The following is a 23,141-nucleotide window of genomic DNA, read 5'->3' on the forward strand; positions in this document are numbered from 1 at the left end:
CCTCTTCCGCATCCTGGCGTTAACCGCCGCGATCTGGTTCAACGACAAGACGGGGCAACCCGTCAAGCGGTCACTGACCGCCTACGATCACTGACCGCGACGACACCCCTTGGACTCATTCATCTAGCCGACGCCGAAGCCCGAGGCCATCAACCGCACAAGCTCCTGAAGGAGGCCGCAGCCCAGCGCGAACTGAGCACAGCCCGCCAACCCGCCCGCGTCCTGATCACCCGCCTCCAGCACACCAGCCGCAACCCCAGCCCCAACTCCCGAGCCGAAGCCGCCCGCCGACGCACAACGGCATCGTGGGACAGCCAGTCGGGACACGGCACGCAGCCGCCTACCCCGCCGTCAGCCCCGCCGATCCGTCCGCGACGCTGAGCTCCGAGGCGGTGCACTCGGCGTCCGGCATTCCGTCCCACGGGAGGCGGCCCTCCTTGCAGGACAGGGCCGACAGACATAGCCGACGATCCCCGGTCAGCCAAACCGGGGATTCTCCAGACCATTGATACAGAGCCCCAGCCCACCTCCTTGAGGAGCACCTCTATGCCCGCAGCCACCCCGCGCCCCCACGTCATGGCCCTGCTGTTCGACACGAACTTCAAGACCCCCTCCGGCTCCCTCGTCTACCGCCACCTTGACGGGCGCCTCTTCACAGAGGAGGAACAGGCCATCGTCCGCAACGCCACCATCGAAGAGCTCCAAGCAGCCGGCGTCCACGTCCACGACCCCGAGGCAGGAGCCGACGCCAAAGCGGCCTCGTACGCAATGGCCGATCTCCTGCTCAAGTACGTCCGGAAGCACCATGAAGTCCTGATCCCCTTCATGACCCACGAGGACGTCCTCGAATACGGCCGCTTGGCCACCACCATCGCCAGGGGCGCCGACAGGCTCCTCCCGTACCAGGACTGACACAGGGGCAAGGCCCCCTCCGTCCCATGAGGCGGGGCCACCTCCCCGTACGAGACCTTCGGCCGGGCGAGGTACGATGAACATCGGCCGCACGGGCGTGTTCTTGGTCACACTTGAATCTCATCCGTGCGGCCACCTTTGCGTCCCTGTGGCAGCCCCTCCGCCCAGCGAAAGTCAGGCGAGGGCAGAGGTGTCACGGGCCTAGAATGACCGTCGTGACCGACAACACTCCACAGAGCCCCAATAGCGGGCCGACGCCTACCCATGAGCTGCCGACCCAGTACGCGCCAGCCGAGGTAGAGGGGGCGCTGTACGAGCGTTGGGTAGAGCGCGGGTACTTCGAGGCCGACGCGAAGAGCGAGAAGCCGGCGTACACGATCGTCATCCCGCCGCCGAACGTCACCGGCTCACTTCACCTGGGCCACGCCTTCGAGCACACGCTGATCGACGCCCTCACCCGCCGCAAGCGCATGCAGGGGTACGAGACGCTGTGGCAGCCCGGCATGGACCACGCCGGTATCGCCACCCAGAACGTCGTCGAGCGCGAGCTCGCCAAGGAGGGGAAGTCCCGCCACGACCTGGGCCGCGAAGCCTTCGTCGAGCGTGTGTGGGAGTGGAAGGCCGAGTCCGGCGGGCAGATCGCCGGCCAGATGCAGCGCCTCGGCGAGGGGCTAGCGTGGAGCCGGGACCGCTTCACCATGGACGAGGGCCTGTCCCGGGCCGTCCAGACCGTCTTCAAGAAGATGTTCGATGACGGGCTGATCTACCGCGCCGAGCGCATCATCAACTGGTGCCCCCGCTGTCTGACGGCCATCTCCGACATCGAGGTCGACTACCAGGACGACGACGGCGAGCTCGTCTCCATGAAGTACGGCGAGGGCGAGGACACCATCGTCGTCGCCACCACTCGCGCGGAGACGATGCTCGGCGACACCGCCGTCGCCGTCCACCCCGACGACGAGCGCTATGCCCGCCTGATCGGGAAGCAGATCAAGCTGCCGCTGACCGACCGAAGCATTCCGGTCGTCGCCGACACGCACGTCGACCCGGAGTTCGGCACCGGCGCCGTCAAGGTGACCCCGGCGCACGACCCGAACGACTTCGCCATCGGCCAGCGCCACAGCCTCGAATCCATCGAGGTCCTCGACGAGCGCGGCATCATCACCGTCCACGGCCCCTTCCAGGGCCTGGACCGCTTCGAGGCGCGCTCCGCGATCGTCGCCGCCCTGCGCGCCGAGGGCCGGATCGTCGCCGAGAAGCGCCCGTACGTCCACTCCGTCGGCCACTGCTCGCGCTGCAAGACGACGTTGGAACCCCGCCTGTCGCTGCAGTGGTGGGTCAAGGTCGAGACCCTTGCCAAGGCCGCTGGCGACGCGGTCCGCGACGGACGGGTCGACATCCACCCGGCCGACATGTCGCAGCGGTACTTCGACTGGGTCGACAACCTCAACGACTGGTGCATCTCGCGCCAGCTGTGGTGGGGTCACCGCATCCCCGTCTGGCACGGTCCCGACGGCGAGCTGGTCTGCGTCGGCCCCGACGAGGAGCCGCCCACGGGCGAGGGCTGGACGCAGGACACCGACGTCCTCGACACGTGGTTCTCGTCCGGCCTGTGGCCGTTCTCCACGCTCGGCTGGCCGGAGAAGACCCCGGACCTGGAGAAGTTCTATCCGAACTCCGTCCTGGTCACCGGCTATGACCTGATGTTCTTCTGGGTCGCCCGGATGGTGATGTTCGGTCTGTACGCGATGGACGGCCAGCCGCCGTTCCGCACGATCGCGTTCCACGGCATGGTCCGCGATGAGTTCGGCAAGAAGATGTCGAAGTCGTTCGGGAACACGGTCAACCCGCTGGACTGGATGGACAAGTACGGCTCCGACGCCCTGCGCTTCACCCTGGCCAAGGGCGCCAACCCGGGCGTCGACGTCCCGATCGGCGAAGACTGGGTCCAGGCGTCCCGCAACTTCGCCAACAAGATCTGGAACGCCACTCGCTTCGCGCTCATGAACGGCGCCACGGTCGAGGGTGAGCTTCCGCCCGCCGAGCAGCTGTCAGCGGCCGACCGCTGGATCCTGTCGCGGTTGAACAAGGTCGTCGCCGAGGCGGACGCGTACTACGAGGACTACCAGTTCGCCAAGCTTGCGGACGCCCTGTACCACTTCGCGTGGGACGAGGTCTTCGACTGGTACGTCGAGCTGTCGAAGACGACGTTCTTCGAGGAGGGCGACCAGGCCAAGGTCTCGGCACGCGTCCTGGGCGAAGTCCTCGATGTCACCCTGCGGCTGCTCCACCCGATCGTCCCGTTCGTCACGGACACCCTGTGGACCACGCTCACGGGCGGCGAGTCGGTCGTCATCGCCGAGTGGCCGAAGGACTCCGGGTTCCGCGACGAGGCCGCGGAGCAGGAGATCGGGCTCGTCCAGCAGGTCGTCACCGAGGTCCGCCGGTTCCGGTCCGACCAGGGCCTGCAGCCGGGCCAGAAGGTTCCGGCCCGCCTGGAGCTCGACGGCACGGCGCTGGCCCCGCACGAGGCGGCCATCCGCCAGGTGCTGCGCCTCCAGCCAGAGGGCGAGGGCTTCGCCGCCACCGCCTCCCTGCCGGTGGCCGGCGCCACGGTCTCCCTCGACCTGTCGGGCACCATCGACGTGGCGGCCGAGCGCAAGCGGCTGAGCAAGGACCTGGCCGCCGCCGAGAAGGAGAAGCAGCAGGCCGAGGCGAAGCTCGGGAACGAGGCGTTCATCGCCAAGGCCCCCGACAACGTCGTGGACAAGATCAAGGGCCGCCTCGCCAAGGCCGAGACGGACATCGCCCGGCTCCAGGCCCAGCTGGACAAGCTGCCGCCGCAGTAGGCGCCGGCACACGCCCTAAGGGGCCCAGACCGCAAGGTCTGGGCCCCTTAGGGATCTTCGGCCTCGGACACCCTCTGCATCGGGCTCTCGGCTGTGACGCTACGGAATTCGCAGCGTCTCGTACGGGCTCGACAGAGAAAACTCGCGTTGCTCCGCGACGATCTGGGCCTGATGGAGATCGAACTTCGCCATGTTCATGAGGTCGTCGAGGCGCGTCGGCTTCTGGCCCAGCACGTCGAGTGCGATCTCGACAGCCCCGTCGTTACGGTCCAGTCGGTCCCGGAAGAAGTCCAGGTTCTTCTCCACGACGAGGAGGGTCATGTCGAGCTCCGAGATCTCCGCATCGGACACTCGATCGACCCGTGAGTGCACTCGGTACTCGTAGAACGGGCCGGCCACGCAGTGGATGTTGTTGCCTGCCCCTCGCCTGTAGCGGCTGGCCAACAGGTTGACCGCGAAGGCCCAGTCACCCCACTTGAGCACCTTCGGGTCGTACAGCCCGCATTCGAGAGCATCGGCCCGCCGGCAGACTATCGACGTCGGGACATGATGCTTGCGCACCACCAGTTCCTCGCGGCACGGGTACGAGGAGATGGTGAATCCCTCGAAGGCGCCGAACATCCACGACATCGTGTGCACGAACGCCGTCTCGGCATTGGACTCGAGGATCTCCACTGCCCGGTCCGGGTAGGACCCTTCCCTGAGGAGATGCGGTTCGGTGGCCAGCCGGTCGTCGGCATCCACCTGCATCACATACTCCATCCGCGCGGCTGCCACGCCGGCGTTCCTGGCCACGTGATGCCCTTGGCGCTGGTCGAGCCGGACGACGCGGGCGCCAGGCAGTTCGGCGCAGGTGTCTATGGCCTCCAGAGTCGTGTCGTCGTCGGACCCGTCGTCCACGATCACTACCTCGTAAGGACGTCGAAGAGGCTGCTCGACGATAGATTCCACGGCCTCGATGAGGTAGTCGCCCGCGTTGTGGCAGGGGACAACGAAGCTGATGCCTCCCAATTCCGGGATGGTCACGCTGTCTCCCTTCCGCTCATGGCTGCGGTGCCGACTGGAGCCGGGCACCTGCGCGCCGCTATGACGGTCGCGCGAGCCGCTTTGAAGTAGGTGCGCCGCGAGCGTGTGTCCTGCTCGGTGTGGTCGTCCCAGCGCATGGTGACGTCCCATCCCTCGTAGATCCGCTCCAGCACGTGGCTGAAGGACTCGGGCGTGTACAGGGCCTCGCCCTCGATGTGGATCTGGACGCCGTGGACGTCAGTCCGGGAGATCGCGGTGAAGACCTCCAGATAGTGCAAGTTGACCGAGCGGGAACTCTGCACGGCCCGGGTGAGCAGAGCTTCGACGTCGTGCTGTGACAGGTAGTGGAGAACGTCCTTGGCGACGAGCACGCCGAAGTCCTCCTCGATGGGGTACTGCTCAATGAGGGACTCCACCACCGTGACCCGCTCCGCCAGGTCCTCGTACTCCGAGAGCCGCTGGAGCAACGGCTCGGCCGGGGCCTGGTCCACCGCGACAACGGTGAACCCGGCCTCTGCCAGGGCGATGGTGTACGCCCCGGCGCCGTACCCGAGGTCCAGAGCCAGACCCGGAGTGCCAGCGGGGAGGGAACCCAGCAGGGCGAGGAATCGTGCCGGGACTGGCGCGCGCAGCTCCTCGCCGGTGCTCCGGCCGTTCCGTAACGCGTCTGCGTAGAAGGCGTGAAGCAACGCCTTCGAGTGCTGCACAGGCAAGGAGCACCACCTGGGGTTGAGGTATGAGCGAGGACAGGCACCTAGAACTCGGCGATCTCGACGGCCCGGCCGGGCGTGAGCAGAGAGGTGGCCAGCGCCTCGGTGACCTTCATCGGCAGCAGGTGTGCCGAGAGCAAGCTCCTGTTCTCAGTCCCCCGCAGCCAGTTCTCCATGAGCTGCCTGTTGCTGTCGCTGTGGAACAACCCGTCGAACATCTTGACCGACGTGTACCGCTCCTCCGGCAGCAAAGAGGCGTTCGCCCTCGTGGTCAGCCGCGCGAAGGCGTCGATCTTGTCCGCGTTCTGCCCGCGGGGCACGTCGTAGCAGTGGACGTGTGCGGAGTAGAGGGTCGACAGCTGGGCTTCGAGGTCGACGCTGGAAGTGCGCCCGTTCTTGTTGTAGACGTCATCCGGGAGGTCCTGCCAGCTGCGGATGGACGGCGTCGTCTGCTCGAAGGACAGCGTTCCGACGGTCAGGGTCCGCTCCGACTCGACGTCGACCAGCCGGAACGTGGTGGTGATGTCCGTCTCGCCGAAGGAATGCGCCAGGCTCTCGGCGTCCGGCCAGCGCGAGTGGCCGTCCTCGAACCGGCGGGCGGCCGGATTCGGGATCCGGAGGTGCTGGTCGGTCGGGAAGGCGCCGAACGAGCTGACTTCGAGCCTGAAGCGGCGGTCGGGAAACACGAGCTTGTTGAGGGACAGGCACTGCACGGCAAGATCGATGTAGTGGTACGCGCCGTGCATCACCATCCCGTAGCCGTACCGGTAGGGGTGGTCGTCCCGCGACTCGTACTCGTGCTGGAGGTTCCACACGCCGCCGGCGGCTCGCAGGTGGAATGACGTGACCGGGGCCTGCCAGTCCCGCACCCGCTCTTCGAGCGATCGGAGCAACTCCCCGTTGTAGATACGGTGATACCGACTCAGCGTCATCACGGAATGCTTGGCACCGGTACGACCGGCCTGGGCGATGAGTTCCTGCATGACCTCGGTGATCCGGGACGGCGCGAACCGGCCACCCACCACCGGAGCCAGGACCGGCTTCTCCACCAGTGAATCGATGCCGTTCTCGACGCAATAGCGCAGATAGGCTTCGTGCGCCCGCACCTCGGTCGCGATGTACACCTTCATCGGCAGCTCCGGCAGACGAAGCTGCCTGAGGGCGGCTCCGATCAGCTCCGGCTGCGTCTGTTGTGTGGCCGCGTCGCTGCCCGGAAGGTAGACGACCTCCCGAGGCTTCAGGGCGACACCCTGTAGGCGTTCCTCGATCGTCGACCTCTCCGATTCCAGATCGATGACGGAGTACGAGTCGACGTGGCCGGCTTCGATGGCCTCCCTGATGCAGGGCAGGTACTTGTTGGCGACGATCTCGTCGAAACCGACCACGACGAGGTTGCGCCGACGAGCAGCAGGGCGGACATCGCGAGCGGAAGCCCGCCCCAGCGGATCCTCGACACAGCGGAGGGTCGGCGGCCTGGGGACCGAGGCCGTTGTTGTTCGAGACGTTCGAGAGTCGGTTTTCATCCGCGTTACTCCCACTCGTGCTGTCACTGTTCGGAGCCGTTCCGAAGTAGACCGGACGTCGATCGCCGCAGTGGTGATCGCCTCTTGCTGAACTGCCTGCCGCATACACCGATTGACGTCGGACATGCCCTCTTCCGGCCTCACTGATGAGGTGGCCTCTCGGGGGGCGGCGGACGGGTGTCATTGGCCAAAGTCATTTGTTGCAAGTCGAGTTGCTTGCATCTCCCAGCGGCCTTCTCGGTCTGTTGCGACAGTAGCCAGGGCGCCCCACGACACCCCGGAAAATCCTTCCGGGGTCCACTTCGGCCACGAGGTGATGATCAGGACATGCGAGGGATGACAGAGAACCTGACCATCGGCGAGCGCGTCGCCTGGTACCGGCGGCGGCGCGGCCTCTCCCAAGAGGTACTGGCCGGCCTCGTCGGTCGCACTGCGGACTGGCTGAGCAAAGCGGAGAACAATCGGATCGAGCTTGATCGCCTCTCGGTGATCACCTCACTCGCCGAAGCCCTCGATGTCTCCCTTGGAGACCTGCTCGCCGAGCCGACGCTCATGGAGTGGTCGGCCGACAGCGGGCACCGCACAGTCCCCGCGTTGCGCGAAGCGCTCATGGACTACAAGCAGCTCACGCCCCTGCTGGGGTCTGCACCCGAAGACGAGCCACCTGCCCTACAGGACCTTCGTTCCAACGTGAGCGAGGTCCTTGACGCCTATCAGGCGTCCCGCTACGGATTCGCCACTCGACGTCTTCCCCACCTCCTGACAGACGCCCTCGCCGCATCTCGCGCTTACTCGGGGCACGAGAGGGCGGAATCCCATGCGCTACTCGCCTTGGCCTACCACGGCGCAGCCATGGTGCTGGGCAAGGTCGGTGAGTCCGAGCTGGCATGGATCGCAGCTGACCGCGGTCTGGCAGCCGCGCAGCACAGCGGCCGAAGCGAGGTCACAGGTTCGCTCTTCCGCGCGGTTACGCACTGTCTCCTGGCCACCGGCCGCTTCACGGCAGCGGTCCAGCTCGTGAACGACGCGGCAGCCGTCATGCAGCCGGAACTGGGCACCGCAGACGACGAGTACCTCTCGGTGTACGGCACGTTGTTCCTCACCGGCGCGATGGCCGCCGCACGAGCAGAGGACCGGGCAGCTACGCAGACGTTTCTCCGAGAGGCCGACGAGACCGCGCAGCGACTCGGCGCCGATGCCAATCACATGTGGACAGCTTTCGGTCCGACGAACGTGGCGATCCACTGCGTAGCCACCGCCGGCGAACTCGGTGACATTCAGATTGCTGCGGACCTCGGCGCGCGCATCGACACCAGTGGTATGCCAGTGGAACGGCGTGTGCGGCACAGCCTCGAAGTCGCTAGGGCGCTAAGTGCCTGGAACCGGACCGACGAAGCCCTGGCCGTCCTGCTGGAAGCTGAACAGGCCGCCCCCGAACAGGTCCGCCACCACTACATGAGCCGAGAGCTGGTCGTCGGCTGGATGCGCGGTACCAGAGGTCGGCCGTCCCACCCCGTGGCGGACCTGGCCCGAAGGCTCCACATCGTGGCAGGCGGCTAGAGTCGAATCCGTGAGCGAGAACGAGCATGAAGCGAAGATGGCCCACCCCCGCATGGCGGCCGGCGCTCTCTTCTTCGACGAAGATGATCGAGTCCTCCTCGTCGAGCCGTCGTACAAGGACTATCGAGATATTCCCGGTGGCTATGTCGAACAGGGCGAGTCCCCCCGACAAGCCTGTGTTCGCGAAGTCCAGGAGGAACTGGGCATCAAACCCCACATCGGCCGCCTCCTCGTTGTCGACTGGGCGCCGAACCCGGGAGAAGGAGACAAGGTTCTCTACCTCTTCGACGGCGGCCGCCTTAGCGCCGACCTCCGTCAGCAGATCGCACTCCAAGCGGACGAGCTTCGTGGCTACGACTTCCATGGCGCCCAACAGGTGCCGGACCTCACCATCCCCCGCCTCGCGCGCCGAATCGCCGCTGGCATCCAGGCCCGAACGAACGGCCTGACTGCCTACTTGGAACACGGACAGTCGCCGGAAACAGAGGCATGACCGCACCGGTGCAGGAAACCCGTCTCCAGCCGGGCCCGTAAGCCACGTCATGCAGCACCGCCGCAGTAGCCAGCAGCTCAGCGTTCCCTGCTAGCGCCGGACCGAGCGCCGCTGCACGCGCCGCCACCCCTGAGAATGTGCCCACCGCCGGGGAAGCACATCTCTGAACTCCGGCTCGGCCACCCGGCTTGGCCGAGCCCCTGTCGATTCACCCATGGCCTGCTCCATGCCCAATAGGGGGCCAGGCCAGTCCCCTCAGCGTGACCACCACCCGTGGCAGCCAGTGTCACCAACGACGTTGTGGCGAACGCGACCTGGACTGAGCAGGCCTCCAGTGGACAACTCTTCTTAAAGATCACCTACGCCCGACCAGCCCTTTCGGTAGCATGCTCCGAACGGGGGATTTCGGCTGACGCGGGACGAGTTGTAGCGCACTCACCGCACGAAGCCCGAGCAGTCCTGCCACGTGCCGCTTCGCAGAGCACACAGACGAATCGACCACACAGGACTGACCGGGTGCACCGGGTACGGAGCGTGAAGATGGACTTCGACGTTGCCGCGCCCGACCCTGCCGGCATGGTGGCGTCGCTCAGTTCGCTCGGCTACTCGCTTCCCGCCGCCGTCGCGGATCTTGTGGACAACAGCGTCTCCGCAGAGGCCAAGAATATCGACGTCGACTTCACGTGGGACGGACAGGGTTCCTGGATCTCAGTGACGGACGACGGCAAGGGGATGACGGAGCCCGAGCTGGTGACCGCCATGACAGTGGCAGCCCGCGGCCCGTCTGCCGAGCGGAGTGCCACGGACCTCGGTCGTTTCGGTGTGGGGTTGAAGTCCGCCTCGTTCTCCCAGTGCCGCAAGCTCACCGTAGCCACAGTCATGGACGGGATCTGGCACGTTCGGACATGGGACCTCGGCGTCGTGGAGTACTACAAGGAGTGGCGGCTACTCCGTGACCCCGGCGACACAACCATGGCCCTCCTGCGACGGATCGCGGGAAGCATGCAGCATGGGACCGTCGTCCTGTGGGAGCAGCTCTCCGGCTACCACAACACCGCCGTGGCCGGCGACGACGATAAGATGCAGGCCCAGTTCTATGCGGAGGCGGAGCGTACGGAAGCCCATCTCTCGATGGTCTTCGCGCGTTTCCTGAAGCGTCCGGTCCGGTGCCGGATCCGGGTGCGCGGCTCCGATCTCTCCCCGTGGGACCCGTTTCTGTCCACGCACCCGTCGGTACAGCGGATTCCCTGGGAGCCTTTGCCGTTGGGATCGCAGTCGGTGCGCGTGGAGCCCTTCATCCTCCCGACGGCACAGCGTCTCTCGGAAGCCGAATACGAGTCGGCTGCCGGGCAGAGGGGATGGCTGGGGCAACAGGGGTTCTACGTCTACCGCCGTGATCGCCTGATTCTGGCCGGTGACTGGCTGGGGATCCGCGGCCTGAAGCGCGAAGAGAAGTACAACCTCGCGCGGATCGCCGTGGACATCCCTGCGGAGGCCGACGCGGACTGGGGCGTGGACGTGCGCAAAGCGAGCGTGGTCCCCCCCGTCTCCTTGCGCCGTCACCTGGAGAGGATCGCCAGGTACACCCGCGAGGCGGCCTCCCGTTCCGCACGACAGCGTGGTCAGGTGGTGTCGCGGGCACACGGCGACCCCCTGAGGTTTGCCTGGAACGTGAAGCGTCACAACGGCCGGATCACTCTGCGCATCAACAGAAAACACCCCTTGGTGAAGGCAGCGATGGGCAACGAAGGGGGTAATCCGGAAGTCGTCCGCTCGATGCTCCGCCTCCTTGAGGAGACGGTCCCGGTCACGGCGCTCCGCATGCTCCACGAGACCGACACGGTCGACGATCCCGAACCCTTCGGCGGTCCAGGGCCAGCCGCTCCCGAGACCGTCGACATCGCTCGCCGGGTGTACGAGGCGCTCTTGGAGCAGGGCCGCTCCCCTGAGGACGCCCGGGGAGTACTCGGCTCCATGCCTCCCTTCGACGAGCAACAAGGTTTCTGGAACTCCTGACCCACCTGGTAGCCCCACTCCCAACCGACCCGGCCGTGGAGGTCGCTGTGAGCACCACCCCCGAAGACAGTCTCGAAAAGGCAGAGCAGACCGCGTTGCTGCTCCTGCCGGGTGACCGCCAGGCAACGCCAGCCGAGGTGGACTTCGCCGTGAACACCGCGGCCAGCATCCTTGCTGCCCAGGGGATCACCGTGGAGCGGGACCAGGTGCGAAAAGTGCTCGAGGCCCGAGCTTCCGTGTTCCAGGCTGATTCCTCGGCGATGACGAACGACGAGGGACACGTGGCCTGGCTCGCCGACGCGAAGGCAGACCGGAACTGGGATTTCTGGGACCGCTACCGGCGCTACCTGCTGAGCGTGTCCAAGCTTCCGACGCAGGTCGTGCGCCGCCTCGATCAGAGCACCGACGACGTTCTCGGTGAGCTGGAAGACCCTCAGCGAGAAGGCATCTGGCGCAGGACCGGGCTCGTGATCGGACAGGTGCAGTCCGGTAAGACGGGGCAGTTCATCGGGCTCGCCGCGAAGGCAGCCGACGCCGGCTACCGGCTCATCGTGGTGTTCGCAGGGATCCACAATGACCTGCGCAGCCAGACCCAGCTCCGTATCGACGAGGGACTTCTCGGGTTCGACACCCAGTACCAGTTCCGCTCGGACGACGACGCGCACCGTCATATCGGTGTTGGCGCTATGTCGCATCACGGCAAGCGACTGAAGGCCGCGTCGCTCACCACCAGTCACGAGAAGGGGGACTTCGCCCGGAAGACGGCGGTCTCCGCGAATGTGCCGGTGGGCAGTGTCCCGGTGGTCCTCGTGGTCAAAAAGAACCGTCGGATCATCGACAACCTGCGTGACTGGGTCATCGACAACCACGGCGTGGAGGACCCGGAGACCGGCCGGATGGTCGTTCCCGACCTTCCCTTGTTTGTGATCGACGACGAAGCCGACAACGCCGGGGTGAACACCTCTAAGGACCCAGACACCAACCCGTCGGCGATCAACAAGGCCATCAGGCGGCTGGTCAACAGCTTCACAAAGGCGTCCTACGTCGGCTACACCGCGACTCCCTTCGCGAACATCTACATCAACCCCGACACCGACGATGCCGAGCTGGGCCCCGACCTCTTCCCGGAGAGTTTCATCCGCACCCTGCGGGCGCCGTCAAACTACCTTGGTCCCGAGCGTCTCTTCGGTCTGCAGACCGACGGCGACGAGGAGGACATCGAGCCCCTGCCGCTCATAAGGCACGTCAAGGACACGGACCTCTGGGTGCCGGACAAGCACAAGTCCCACCTCCAGGTTCCCGACTTCCTTCCAGAGTCGCTCCAGCGCGCCATCCGGTCCTTCGTCCTGACCTGTGCGGCACGCCGAGCGCGCGGGCAGGTCGCCGTGCACAACTCCATGTTGGTGCATGTGACCCGCTTCACCGCTGTGCAGCAGCAGGTCCGCGACCAGATCGACGCCCATCTACGCCTGCTCTTCGACGTTCTCCAGGACCGGTTCAGCAGCGCACGTGAAGAACTCGAGGAAGAGCTGCGGCAGCTCTGGGAGGAGGACTTCGTCCCCTGCACCGAGGACATGACCGGTGACAGGCTCGACTGGGAGGAAGTCGAAGCTCATCTCCATGCCGCGCTCGCGAAGATCACCGTCATGGCCGTCAACGGTGCGGCGAAGGACGCCCTCCAGTACTACGAGCGCCGGGAGACCGGCCTGTCAGTCATCGCCGTAGGCGGCGAGAAGCTCTCCCGCGGTCTGACCCTCGAAGGGCTGTCGGTCAGCTACTACCTGCGTGCCTCCAAGACGTACGACACCTTGCTGCAGATGGGACGCTGGTTCGGCTACCGTCCTCGCTACGAAGACCTGTGTCGGCTGTACACGACGCGTACGCTGCAGCGCCAGTACGCGGAGATTACTGCCGCCACAGACGAACTCCGGCGCGACGTCGAGGAGATGTCCGCGGTGGGACTCACCCCCCGCGAGTACGGTCTCAAGGTCAGAACCTCGTCACTAGGCCTCGGTATCACGGCGTCCAACAAGATGAGGCAGGGCACACGTGTCCGCCTCAGCTACTCCGGTGAGCTTCCCGAGACGACCATCTTCGACCTCTCCGAGAAGGTGGTCCGTAGCAACCACGAGCTGCTGGAGTCGTTTGTCGCACGCCTCGATGCGCACTCCGCCAGGGAGGTGGACGAGCGGAGCGGGACCATTGTCTGGAGCGGCGTCGCATCCTCCGACGTCACCGAAGGTTTCCTCGACTCCTACCTCACCGACCGACAGGCCCAGCGGGTGCGGCCGGCATTCATCGCGGAGTACGTACGCCAGTGCGCCAAGCAGGGTGAGCTGGGCAACTGGACGATCCGTCTGGCGAGCCGACTGCCCGAGGGAGCTCCGGCCGCGATCGCAGGCCATTCCGTCGGCCTCATCACGCGCAGCCACTCCAGGTCCTCGGACGTCGTTTCCGGCCGCTACACGATCAAGCGTGTGCTCAGCCCTGCCGACGAGCTCCGCGACCTGACCCCGGAACAGCGCAAGCGTGCCCTGGAAGCCACGCAGGAAGCCGCGAAGGGCAAGCTCAACAGGAAGGGGGAACCGCTCGATCCGGACACCCCCCGCGGTCGGCCTTTGCGTCACCAGCGCCGCCCTGACCAGCCGTTGCTTCTGCTGTATCCCCTCAGCCCTGCCGAGGTGGCCAAGTCGTCGGGAAACCCCGAGCCGGTCGCTCCGCTGGTCGGGTTCGCAATCAGCTTCCCGTTCTCCCGCCACCAGTTGAAGACTGAGTACGTGGTGAACGACATCTGGTTCAAGCAGGACATGGAGTTCGACGACTTCGAGGACGAAGAGTGATCGACGAGAGTGTGTGGCAGGAGCTGGAAGCTCACCAGCAGACCCCGGGTAGGTCCACCCGGCGGCTCTACCCCGACTCCCCACACGACATCCAGGTGTCGGTGACGCACCCCGCCCTCCGGCGGATGCTGCTGCTCGGCACTGACGCCAGGACCGCTGACGCCGTACGTCAGGAGGTCCAACAGCTGCCGGCCACACGTGGCCTGCAGCTGAACCTGTCGTCGGTGTCCGGCAACCAGTACGAGCTCCAGGTCATGCTCACTGACGACGAACTCACGGAGGTGTTCACCCCGCTCGTCTCCGACATCGCAGAGGTGGTGCGGGACTCACCGACCACCGAGACGGCGGCGGAGGCTGCGGTTCGTCGCTACGTCGGGTGGCAGCAGCTGTTGCGCTCTGTGTCGCGCGAGGGCCTGTCCCGACAGGCTCGGTGCGGCCTCTTCGGCGAACTCCACTTTCTCCTCGAGTACGTACTGCCTGCTGTCGACCAGCACACAGCTATCAGCTCTTGGACCGGACCCCGGCAGACGAACCAGGACTTCCAGTTGCCTGGCGCTGCGGTCGAGGTGAAGTCGACCACGGTCCGATCTCCCCGGACGGTGCAGATCGCGAGCGAGCGGCAGCTGGACACGGCCGACTCGACGCCTCTCGCACTGGCCCATGTCGTCCTCGACGACCGGCAGCGGGGGCTCGGCATGAGCCTGAACGGCCTGGTGGACGAGATACGGGCTCGTCTGACCTCACCGTCCGCCTCACAGCGCTTCGAGAGCCTGCTGGTCCAGGCCGGCTATCTGCCGAACCAACGGGACCTCTACGACCACGATCGCTACACCCTGCGTCGCAGCGAGTTCTGGACGGTCGGGGAGGGCTTCCCTCGGATCGTCGAGGCCGCGCTGCCGCCCGGGATCGGCAACTGCACCTACACCATTGACGTGTCGGCCCTGGCCACCCACAGCGTGACCGCCGAAACACTGGTCGACCTGATCCGAGGAACCCATGGCTGAGCACGACGTCCACGAGTACTCCCGCGCGCTGGTCACCGACATCCAGGCGCTGGCGGACGCCGAGAGCGGCTCGATTCCGAACACGTTCACCCAGCACGTACTCGAGATCCTTGAGGAAGCCGGTGTCGTCACCGACGCAGCACTCGCCTACCACTCCTCTCGGGGACTGGAGATCTACGGCTACGGCATGCCTGAGGACGGGTCCAGCCTCGACCTCTACACGACGGACTTCAACCTGACGCCGTCGAGCAGCAAGCTGACCAAGGTCGAGTCCGACAGGCTCTTCCGCAGGCTGTTCGCGTTCCTGGGAAAGCACGGGTCAATCCGCCTCAACCAGGAGGACAACACCGACGTGCACGACATGTGCGTCGGTGTGGAGAAGGCGTTGTCGAACGTTCCGAAGATCCGCCTCTTCCTCCTCAGTAACCGGGTCAGCACGACGAGCGCCCCGGAGCCCACGGAGTTCGAGGGGATCCCCGTCACCTACGAGCTCTGGGACCTCGCGCGGCTCCACAGGCACGAGACATCCGGGAGCATCGGCGAGCCCATCAAGGTGGCTTTCGAGCGTCCCCTTCCCTGCCTGGCAGCTCACAGTGACGAGCCGAACTACTCGGTCGTCTTGGCCGTGATTCCCGGTCGGCAGCTGGCCGAGCTGTACAAGGAGCACCGGACCCGCCTGCTCGAGCTCAACGTCCGGTCCTTCCTGCAGACCCGCGGCACTGTAAACAAGGGCATCCGCGACACCCTGCTGAAAGCCCCGGGCCAGTTCCTCGCCTACAACAACGGTGTGACCGCCACTGCCTCGGACGTGGACTTCGAGACCGACGAGGCCGGCCGTCCCATCGCTATCAGGAGCATGACCGGCCTCCAAATCGTCAATGGCGGCCAGACCACCGCCTCGCTGCATCACGTCCTGACCCGTGACAAGCGGGACTTGGACGGGGTCCACGTGCAGATGAAGCTCACGATCGTCGATCCCGCCCATCTTTCCGAGATCGTTCCGAGGATCTCCCAGTACTCCAACACCCAGAACAAGGTGACGTTGGTCGACTTCAGCTCGAACCACGAGTTCCACGTCGCCTTCGAACGTGTCTCCCGCAGCCTGTGGGCCCCCGCAACCGACGGCAGCGGCCAGGAGACGCGATGGTTCTACGAGCGGGCACGGGGCCAGTACACCGACAAGTCCGCCGAGTACGAGTCACGCGCCGCCCAGCGCAAGTTCAAGCTGATCACGCCGACACGGCAGAGATTCAGCAAGTCGGACCTGGCCACCTTCGTGCACTCCTGGGAACAGCTCCCGCACTGGGTGAGCCGCGGCGCCCAGAAGAACTTCGCCCACTTCATGGAGCGGATCGAGAAGTCCGATCCCGTCGTGGACGTGCAGTACTGCAAGCGCGCCATCGCCACCTCCCTCCTATTCCAGGCTGCCGACCGGATCGCCCGTACACACTCGGCTGGTAGCCACAAACGGCTGATCACGACCTACACGGTCGCCCGGCTCTCGCTTGAGGCCAAGAAGCGGATCGACCTCGACAGGATCTGGAACGAACAGGGCACTACGGACGCCCTGAATGGCGCCCTCGACGAACTCTGTCCCTTGATCATGGATACGGTGATCGCCAGCGACCGGCACGTGTCGGAGTGGGCGAAGAAGCCCGACTGCTGGGACGAAGTGTCCCGTATCCCGTGGACGCTTCCCGACGCGTTGGCCCCCGAGCTCACGGCTGATCCCTTCGAGATCGCGTCGCCCGAGAGCACCGAGTCGGACGAGGCTGAAGCCGCTGTCGAGGACATCCCCAGCGAGGAGTGGCAGGCTCTCGCAGACTGGGCCCGCGAAGGCCGGGTCCTGCGCTCCGTGGACAGGCAGCTCGCCGACCGTGTCGCGCAGCGTCTATCCCAGGGGCGAAGGGTCGTAGGGGCCCAGGCCAGGCTGGCGATAGAGGTCTACGAAGATGCCCTGCGGCAGGGGTTCCACCCTGTTCCCGCCGACCTTGACCACGAGACGTGAGCGGCGGCAGTCCCGGAACAGCTGGGGCTGCCGCTAGAGGGTTTCCTCGCCTAGCAGTCGTCTCAAGGCTGACGCTGAGCGAGCTACCCAGTACATCGCCGACGCCACACGCCTCAGCGTCCCTGTTCTGCCGGGGAAGGACCTGTCAGTCTGCGGTTAGCAAAGCATCGAAGGTGGCTGCGGCTCCCTCGTCCTCCTGTGGACGGGTTGGGCAGTAGTCACTCAGCGGGCAGCTTCCACAAACGGGCTGCTTGTCCCGGCACAGGTTCTCGCCGACGAACCTGATGGCGGCCATGCGCACCGGTGCATCACGGCCAGCACCGAGAAGCTTTATGAGGTTAAGCCGCCCCTCGGTCAGTCGGTTGGTCAGGTGTGATTGGTTCTGCTGCAACCTCGCAGCCACCCGCAACGCACCCTGGTTGACCAGCATGATGTCGTCGCCAGCCAGCAGCCTGAACAACGCGAGCTCAGCTGGCTTGAGCCCCATCATCTTGCTGTGATCAAGGATCGAGTCCGCGTCTACCCAGACCTCCGGCTTGTCGACAACCGGACCGAGTCGGTCTTCCAAACGCTTGCGGGCTGCTGCTGTCGGTGCCGCGTTCACGAGGGCGAGGTAAACGTCCCGGGTCAGTTCCCTGTGTCCAGCAACACCGTTCATCACGTTGGCGAGCTGGCTCGGATGCAGTTTTCCTCCCGAAAGCACCGCCATGACTAGAGCCCCGAGCGGCTTCATCTTCCGGCCGTTGGGGAACTGGTACCACTGCTTACCAGCGCGCTGCTCCTTGGCCCAGCGAGTCAGCTCCTCACGTACCTTCGGCCACTTGTCCGTGGCCTCGTGTCCGACGGGTGCATCTTGCGGCAGGAGAACCCGGGCTGCAGCTTCACCCAACAGCGGGGGAACCGCGTTGCCAATCTGCCGGAAGGCGTCACTCCGCGTGCCTGCGAACCGAAAGCGGTCCGGGAAGGTCTGGATCCTCGCGGCTTCACGTACGGTCAGCGTTCGCGGCTCTTCAGGATGGATGTACCAGTAACCGTCCTTGGCGATGTGTGCAGTGATTGTACGGCTCAACTCGTTCCAGTCGAGCTTCTTGTACTTGTCCGTGAACTGCTCCGCGTCGTACCTCTGGAATTCTTTCTCGTCGTCCCCCAGCTTCTCCTCCAGCTCGGAGTAGAGGGTCTTGGAATCCATGATGGTGAAGATCTTGAAGTCGTCAGTGCGGACCCGCCGCGTCATGTGGTCATGGATTACACTCTTATCCGCCTTCTTGCGCATTTCCTTGGCGAAGAGAGAAGGTTTCGGCTCTTGACTCTCGTCGTAATCAAGAATTCGGGAGCCCACCGCGTCCAAAGGCTTCGGTTTGATCGCAGGAAGGTCGCCAATAGCATCCCGCAGGGTGGTCTGCTTCTTTGGCTTATCCCACGTGAAGCTGCCACCATCTCTCCGTGCAAGCAGGATCAGGCGCTTCCTGTGCTGCGGCACGCGATAGTTCCACGCATCGACGAGACGAACCTGGGTCGCGTACCCAAGGCTCTCCAGCTTTGCCTCGATGATGCGGATCACGCTGAAATCGTCACCGAGCCCCATGTCAGGAACGTTCTCCATGAGGACAGTACGAGGAAGGAGCTGCTCCACCACGTCGACATAGGCGCGCCACAGTTCCTTGCGGAGATCGTGCGGGTCGCGGTTGTGGTTGTCGACCAAGTGTCGAATCTTGCTACGCCCGGCACGACTGAAGGGCTGACAGGGAGGGCCCCCCGCCACGATGTCAATCTCGGCCCCGGAGTCAAGAATTCGCTGGACGAACGCACCTCGCTGTCCGTCGTCCCCGAGGTCGACACGAAGGCTCATTCCGGGGAAGTTCACCGCATGAGTCTCGCGTGCCCGCTCGTCGAAGTCCACGGCCGCAGCGGTGGTCCATCCGGCTCGTTCAAGGCCGAGGCTCAGACCGCCGGCGCCCGAGAAAAGGTCAACGGCGAGACGCTTGCCTTTCCCGTAACCAGACCGGACCCATTCCCCGAATTTTTCCGGCTCACAGTGGTATTTGTGCTTGTCCAGCTTGAGGTAGTCGCTCCGCTCCAGGGGCACGCCATACGTATTTTTCGCCCCCTTCTCCTTTGCCACGACCCAATCCTCCGTACTTGCCGACCTGAACGAGCTCCAGGAGATCACGCATGACGCTGCGGAGGCAAGGCTTCCGGTTGGTCCGCGCCGCCGTATGGCCTCGACTGCCACGCGGGTGACCTGCCCGGCGACCGCCCCGCCACTTGTAGTGTAAAAACGGTCACTTAAAGTAGTGATCTCCTCAGACACCCCATGTTAAAGGAGCCCCCCTAGGACTCTCCCCGTAACTGTCTCGTTTCAGGGCGACACATCCACGATCGCTACCTGCCTCAACGAGATCCCACACCAGAAGACACGTTCGATCACAGCGATCACAGCGCTGCGCCTCCCTTCATAGGCGCCGTAGCCACCGCGGCCGCTGGCCCACCGCACGTACTGGGTTCTGAAGCAGATCTGAGCTGTGTCAAGGATCTCAGCTGGCAGAGTCGTCGAGTGTTGTGACCCACGGCAGCCGAGCTGGCGCATGCCTCCGTAGGACCCGATCCGCCGGCACGAACTCGTGGACTAGCTCGAAGGCGCGGGCGCTCCGCAGCCGGTGGCAGTCGCCAGCAAGGACTTCTGCGAAGGCAAGCAACTTGCGTCGGGCTGGGCCCTCAAGCAGCTGAGCTGCCGCCTTGGCGCCGCCGCTGATCAGCTTCGCGGTGCTGATCAACTCGTCCTTAGCGGCTGAATCGCCTTGTGCAAGGGCGGGCAACAAGCGGTCTCGTTCTCCGACCACATGGGCAGCGGCTAAGCAGAGAACCGTTGAAGCTGCCGTCTCGGCAGGTTCTCCGGCATTGGTCATGGCATTCGCCAGTAGAGGGAGAACGGCGAAAGGAAGGGGGTCCGCAAGCTCCCAGAGGGGTTCCGCGACTTGGAGTCCGGCATGTGTTCCCGTACGGTCCACGCACAGAGGTGGCAGGCCGGGAGAGGTTTGGCGTAGTTCCCAGCGCTCAATGCTGGGGTCTGCCAAGGCGGCCCTGAGAAGCGCACGGCACGCCTCTCTCAGCGTCTCAACGGAGATGTCAGGTACTTCCAACAGTACGAGACTGCCGTAGCGCCGGATGTCCAGCACCGGGAATCTGGATTCTCCAGCTGCCTGGAGTATGGAGAGGTCTCGGCTGACATAGTTCGACTCTTCCGCGCCCCAAATGATCAGCGGTGCGTTCTGGGCGTAGGCCAAGGCGACCCCGTGCTCGAACCCGTGACAGATGGCGCGAGCGCGGATCGCTGCGTCCAGTACCTGCTCCAGATCCGTGGGTTGTCCGCCTAGGAGGAGCGTGCTGTTGACGGGGTCCCAGCGGAAGTCCTCGTGTGCGTTCGCGTTGCGCCACTCAGTGCGGATCATCGAAGCCAGCAACTTGCAAAGCGGTTCACCGTCTTCAGCCGCCAGCAGGTCCCGTACGGTCGAGAGCGAGGCGCCTTGCGGAACCGCCCTGCCCAGCAGTTCCATGACCACGGCGGCCGTGCGCTTGACGTCACCTTCCAGCACGGCCCTGTGCAGGTCCATGGCCGCACGCGCCTTTTCCTCTTGGTGTGCCGCGCGGTTGTAGGCGTCACGGTAGGCGACCTGTCCGCGATGGGAGGACAGCATCTCCGGCTCGCGAGCGACGTGTCGTGCAATCACCGAACACGTCAGTTCCGGTTCGGCCTTCAGAAGGGATGTCACCAGATCACGCGCCGAGAATGCGGCGCGATGCGCCATTAAGGGGCGATCGGACAGCGCGAGGGCGGCAAGGTGATGTAGCAGTTTCACCGTCAGCGGTAGCGAGTCATCGACCAGATGACTCATGCTCCGTCGCAGCCGACGATCGAGCACCCTCGGAGCCTTCGCCCAAGCGGCCAGCAAGCGGGCCCGTGACGCAACACCCGACCCGGGACGCAGCTGCGCGGCCGGCACCCCGAGCGTTCGCTGATAGATGTCCTCGTCGGGAAGGCTGGCGTGATCAGCTTTGGCAGCAGCCTTCAGAGTTCGTCCAACTGCTTGAGCCGCGAGAGCGTGCCTCCGTACCTCAGACCACGCGAACTCCGCCCATCCCTGTTCCAGGCAGGCGAACAGCGCTCGAGCCTCGCTCCGATTCGCTTTCGCCAGGTCAGCCGCCAACCGTTGCTCTGCCGCGCCGGTGCGGGACGGGCTGAACCGGGAGACCTCTGCTGCGACAGTGCCCAAGGCGACTACCGACGCGCGGAGATGCCGCAGCAGCTCCGGAAGCTCCTTCCCCACAATCCGGCCGGAAGCGGTTCGCAGTCGCAGGATCTCTGCGACCATCTCGTCAGTCTTCCGCTGAAGCCCGGGTAGGTCGGCGTCCCTCAACACCGACTTCCATTGCGCGCGGGTTACCGGAACAAAGGCCACGCGCTGCTGCCCCGTGATGTGTGCAGGAGGTGGGGAGAGATTCAACTTCCGGATCACCGCTGGCGCTGCAGAACAGGACTCTCGTTCGACTGTGCCCAGTTGGTCGGGCAGGGGTGCGTCCACCAGTACAGGATGGCACCGGCGCCTTGCGCGAGCGTGGTGTTTTCCTCACTCTTATCGGTGCCTGCGTACGCGACGATGCTGGCGTGGAGTGTGCCGTTCGTGTTGTACAGGTACACGGTCTGAGTGAGCGGACGGGATGGCATGTGGTGGATCGGGCGGTAGGCGAGGGCCGGGCAGCACCTTGCTGACCTGGGGAACAGGATTATGTGGCACCGCCCGGCAGTAGTTGGGGTGATCTTGTGGGGCCTCTGGATGCATTTGATGCAGACATTCAGCGTCCTCGTCTCTTGCAGACAGCTGACCGCGGCAGTGAGGGTTGGTCCTGAGAGCCAACATGGCTATCGGCCTGCTTGAAGTTCCCCCCGGGGCTTGGACAGCGGGTGTTTACGCTGCGGGGGTGAGGTCTTGCCTGAGCAAGGTTCTCGTTTCGAGTGGGGTGATGTATCCGTACTCGGGATGCTTGCGAAGTCGGCTGCGGTTGTACTCGATCTCGATGTAGCGGAAGACGTCGGCCCGGGCGGCCTCGCGGGTTGCCCAGACGGTGGTTCCGATCTCCGCTTTGAGGATGGCGAACCAGCTTTCCGCAGCGGCGTTATCGTAACAAGAGCCGACACGGCCCATCGACTGCCGCATGCGCAACTTGCCTATTATCGTGCGGAATTCCTCGCTCGTGTATTCGCTGCCGCGGTCGGTGTGCATGATGCAGCCATCCTCCAGGCCACCGCGTCCGGCCGCCATCCGCAGGGCCGCCACCGGCAGAGCGGCGCGGTGGTGGTCGGCCATCGCCCAGCCGATCACCTCCCGCGTCGCGAGATCGATGCAGGTCGCCAGATACACCTTTCCTTCCAGCGTGACGAGTTCGGTCATGTCGCCGACCAGCCGCATTCCGGGGCGGGGTGCGGTGAAGTCCCGGCCGATCAGGTCGGCGGCGAACACCGCCCGCTTCGCCTGCCGGGTTAGGCCCCGGCGCCGGCGGCGGGTGATCCCGACGATTCGGTGCTTGCGCATCAGCCGCTCGACCCTCTTGCCGTTCACCGCCCGCCCGGCTCGCCGCAGGGCGGCGTGGACCCGCGGAGCTCCGTAGGCGCCGCGTGATCCTGCGTGGAGCACGCGGATCTCGTTGACCAGACCTTCCTCCTCGCGCCGTGCGGCCCGCCGCGAGGAGGCTGCCGCTTGGTGCGCGTAGTAGGTAGAGCGCGGCACTCCCAGTGCTCGACACAGCAGCGCCACGCTGTGACCTGCAAGGTCGCCGTCCGACGCCCTCTCCGCGTCGATGAAGCGGCACCGCGCGGCGGTGTCTACCTCATCTTGTCCTGCGCGAAGAAGGCGGTCGCTTTCCCCAGAATGTCGACCGTCTTCTCCAGCTCGCGAACCTTGCGTCGCAGCTGGCCGAGTTCCTCCCGCTCGGCGCTGGTCAGAGCCCCGGTAGGACCCTCGCCCCGATCGACCGCGGCCTGCTTCACCCAGCCGCGCAGCCCCTCCGGCGACACCCCGAGATCCCGAGCGACCTCGGTGACCGTCTTGTCCGACGACAGGGCCAGCGCGACGGCATCCCGCTTGAACTCCACCGTGTACCGCTTGCTCATATTGCTCTTCTTGCTCACTACCTGTGACTGCTTC

The 23,141-nt window shown here is 65.3% G+C and carries 16 protein-coding genes and 1 pseudogene; 9 read left to right on the plus strand and 8 right to left on the minus strand.

What is annotated here, in order from left to right:
- Window positions 1-123: 123 nt before the first annotated feature.
- The 3 genes and pseudogenes from QMF80_RS34450 to QMF80_RS34460 all read left to right on the plus strand — a co-directional run.
- A pseudogene (locus QMF80_RS34450) lies at window positions 124-381 on the plus strand (mobilization protein); the annotation flags it as partial.
- A 165-nt stretch (window positions 382-546) separates the two neighbouring features.
- A complete protein-coding gene (locus QMF80_RS34455) occupies window positions 547-912 on the plus strand; it encodes a hypothetical protein (protein ID WP_283460745.1) in 366 nt (121 codons plus the stop codon).
- A gap of 215 nt (window positions 913-1,127) precedes the next feature.
- Window positions 1,128-3,761 (plus strand): valine--tRNA ligase, encoded by a 2,634-nt coding sequence (locus QMF80_RS34460; protein WP_502962980.1) that lies wholly within the window; start codon window positions 1,128-1,130, stop codon window positions 3,759-3,761.
- 99 nt (window positions 3,762-3,860) lie between these two features.
- Here the strand turns inward: QMF80_RS34460 and QMF80_RS34465 are convergent, their stop codons facing one another.
- The 3 genes from QMF80_RS34465 to QMF80_RS34475 are packed head-to-tail and all read right to left on the minus strand — an operon-like array spanning window position 3,861 to window position 7,146.
- Complete coding sequence (locus QMF80_RS34465; protein WP_283460750.1) at window positions 3,861-4,787, minus strand: glycosyltransferase family 2 protein; 927 nt, start codon at window positions 4,785-4,787, stop codon at window positions 3,861-3,863.
- Window positions 4,784-5,494, minus strand: a complete 711-nt coding sequence (locus QMF80_RS34470) for a class I SAM-dependent methyltransferase (RefSeq protein WP_283460790.1) — start codon at window positions 5,492-5,494, stop codon at window positions 4,784-4,786. Before QMF80_RS34470 ends, QMF80_RS34465 begins: the two co-directional genes overlap by 4 nt.
- Before the next feature lie 47 nt (window positions 5,495-5,541).
- Complete coding sequence (locus QMF80_RS34475; RefSeq protein WP_283460752.1) at window positions 5,542-7,146, minus strand: Gfo/Idh/MocA family oxidoreductase; 1,605 nt, start codon at window positions 7,144-7,146, stop codon at window positions 5,542-5,544.
- A gap of 210 nt (window positions 7,147-7,356) precedes the next feature.
- On the opposite strand from QMF80_RS34475, the gene QMF80_RS34480 reads away from it, so the two are divergent.
- From QMF80_RS34480 to QMF80_RS34510, 6 genes are all read left to right on the plus strand, one after another.
- Window positions 7,357-8,580 carry a helix-turn-helix domain-containing protein gene (locus tag QMF80_RS34480; protein ID WP_283460753.1) on the plus strand — a complete coding sequence of 408 codons (1,224 nt, stop codon included), beginning with the start codon at window positions 7,357-7,359 and terminating at the stop codon, window positions 8,578-8,580.
- Between the two features lie 10 nt (window positions 8,581-8,590).
- Window positions 8,591-9,073, plus strand: a complete 483-nt coding sequence (locus QMF80_RS34485; protein ID WP_283460755.1) for an NUDIX domain-containing protein — start codon at window positions 8,591-8,593, stop codon at window positions 9,071-9,073.
- A 540-nt stretch (window positions 9,074-9,613) separates the two neighbouring features.
- Window positions 9,614-11,089 (plus strand): ATP-binding protein, encoded by a 1,476-nt coding sequence (locus QMF80_RS34495; RefSeq protein ID WP_283460757.1) that lies wholly within the window; start codon window positions 9,614-9,616, stop codon window positions 11,087-11,089.
- Between the two features lie 47 nt (window positions 11,090-11,136).
- The gene (locus QMF80_RS34500; protein WP_283460759.1) at window positions 11,137-13,929 is read left to right on the plus strand and encodes a Z1 domain-containing protein; all 2,793 of its coding nucleotides are present in this window, start codon (window positions 11,137-11,139) and stop codon (window positions 13,927-13,929) included.
- Window positions 13,926-14,933, plus strand: coding sequence for a PD-(D/E)XK motif protein (locus tag QMF80_RS34505; protein WP_283460760.1), 1,008 nt, complete (start codon window positions 13,926-13,928; stop codon window positions 14,931-14,933). The genes QMF80_RS34500 and QMF80_RS34505 overlap by 4 nt, the downstream gene beginning before the upstream one ends.
- Window positions 14,926-16,941, plus strand: a complete 2,016-nt coding sequence (locus QMF80_RS34510) for an AIPR family protein (protein WP_283460762.1) — start codon at window positions 14,926-14,928, stop codon at window positions 16,939-16,941. The genes QMF80_RS34505 and QMF80_RS34510 overlap by 8 nt, the downstream gene beginning before the upstream one ends.
- Before the next feature lie 145 nt (window positions 16,942-17,086).
- Here QMF80_RS34510 and QMF80_RS34515 read toward each other — a convergent pair whose 3' ends face one another.
- The 5 genes from QMF80_RS34515 to QMF80_RS34535 all read right to left on the minus strand — a co-directional run bounded on the left by QMF80_RS34515 (window position 17,087) and on the right by QMF80_RS34535 (window position 23,125).
- On the minus strand, window positions 17,087-19,063 hold the full coding sequence (locus QMF80_RS34515; protein WP_283460764.1) for a DNA cytosine methyltransferase: 1,977 nt from the start codon (window positions 19,061-19,063) through the stop codon (window positions 17,087-17,089).
- Between the two features lie 412 nt (window positions 19,064-19,475).
- Window positions 19,476-20,834, minus strand: coding sequence for a hypothetical protein (locus tag QMF80_RS34520; RefSeq protein ID WP_283460766.1), 1,359 nt, complete (start codon window positions 20,832-20,834; stop codon window positions 19,476-19,478).
- Window positions 20,835-21,451: 617 nt separating this feature from the next.
- The gene (locus QMF80_RS34525) at window positions 21,452-21,637 is read right to left on the minus strand and encodes a hypothetical protein (RefSeq protein ID WP_283460767.1); all 186 of its coding nucleotides are present in this window, start codon (window positions 21,635-21,637) and stop codon (window positions 21,452-21,454) included.
- Between the two features lie 268 nt (window positions 21,638-21,905).
- Entirely contained in the window at window positions 21,906-22,796 is an 891-nt protein-coding gene (locus QMF80_RS34530) for an IS3 family transposase (protein ID WP_283460792.1), read from the minus strand.
- A gap of 23 nt (window positions 22,797-22,819) precedes the next feature.
- Window positions 22,820-23,125, minus strand: a complete 306-nt coding sequence (locus QMF80_RS34535; RefSeq protein WP_283460769.1) for a transposase — start codon at window positions 23,123-23,125, stop codon at window positions 22,820-22,822.
- Window positions 23,126-23,141 lie beyond the last annotated feature (16 nt).

Origin of the sequence: Streptomyces sp. G-G2 (genome assembly GCF_030063135.1) — a bacterium.
GTDB lineage: Bacteria > Actinomycetota > Actinomycetes > Streptomycetales > Streptomycetaceae > Streptomyces.

Excerpts from the sequence above, each read along its gene's own strand:
- QMF80_RS34495 (WP_283460757.1), top strand. The coding sequence starts at position 9,614 with ATGGACTTCGACGTTGCCGCGCCCGACCCTGCCGGCATGGTGGCGTCG.
- QMF80_RS34475 (WP_283460752.1), bottom strand. The coding sequence starts at position 7,146 with ATGTCCGACGTCAATCGGTGTATGCGGCAGGCAGTTCAGCAAGAGGCG.
- QMF80_RS34510 (WP_283460762.1), top strand. The coding sequence starts at position 14,926 with ATGGCTGAGCACGACGTCCACGAGTACTCCCGCGCGCTGGTCACCGAC.
- QMF80_RS34520 (WP_283460766.1), bottom strand. The coding sequence starts at position 20,834 with ATGAGTCATCTGGTCGATGACTCGCTACCGCTGACGGTGAAACTGCTA.
- QMF80_RS34455 (WP_283460745.1), top strand. The coding sequence starts at position 547 with ATGCCCGCAGCCACCCCGCGCCCCCACGTCATGGCCCTGCTGTTCGAC.
- QMF80_RS34480 (WP_283460753.1), top strand. The coding sequence starts at position 7,357 with ATGACAGAGAACCTGACCATCGGCGAGCGCGTCGCCTGGTACCGGCGG.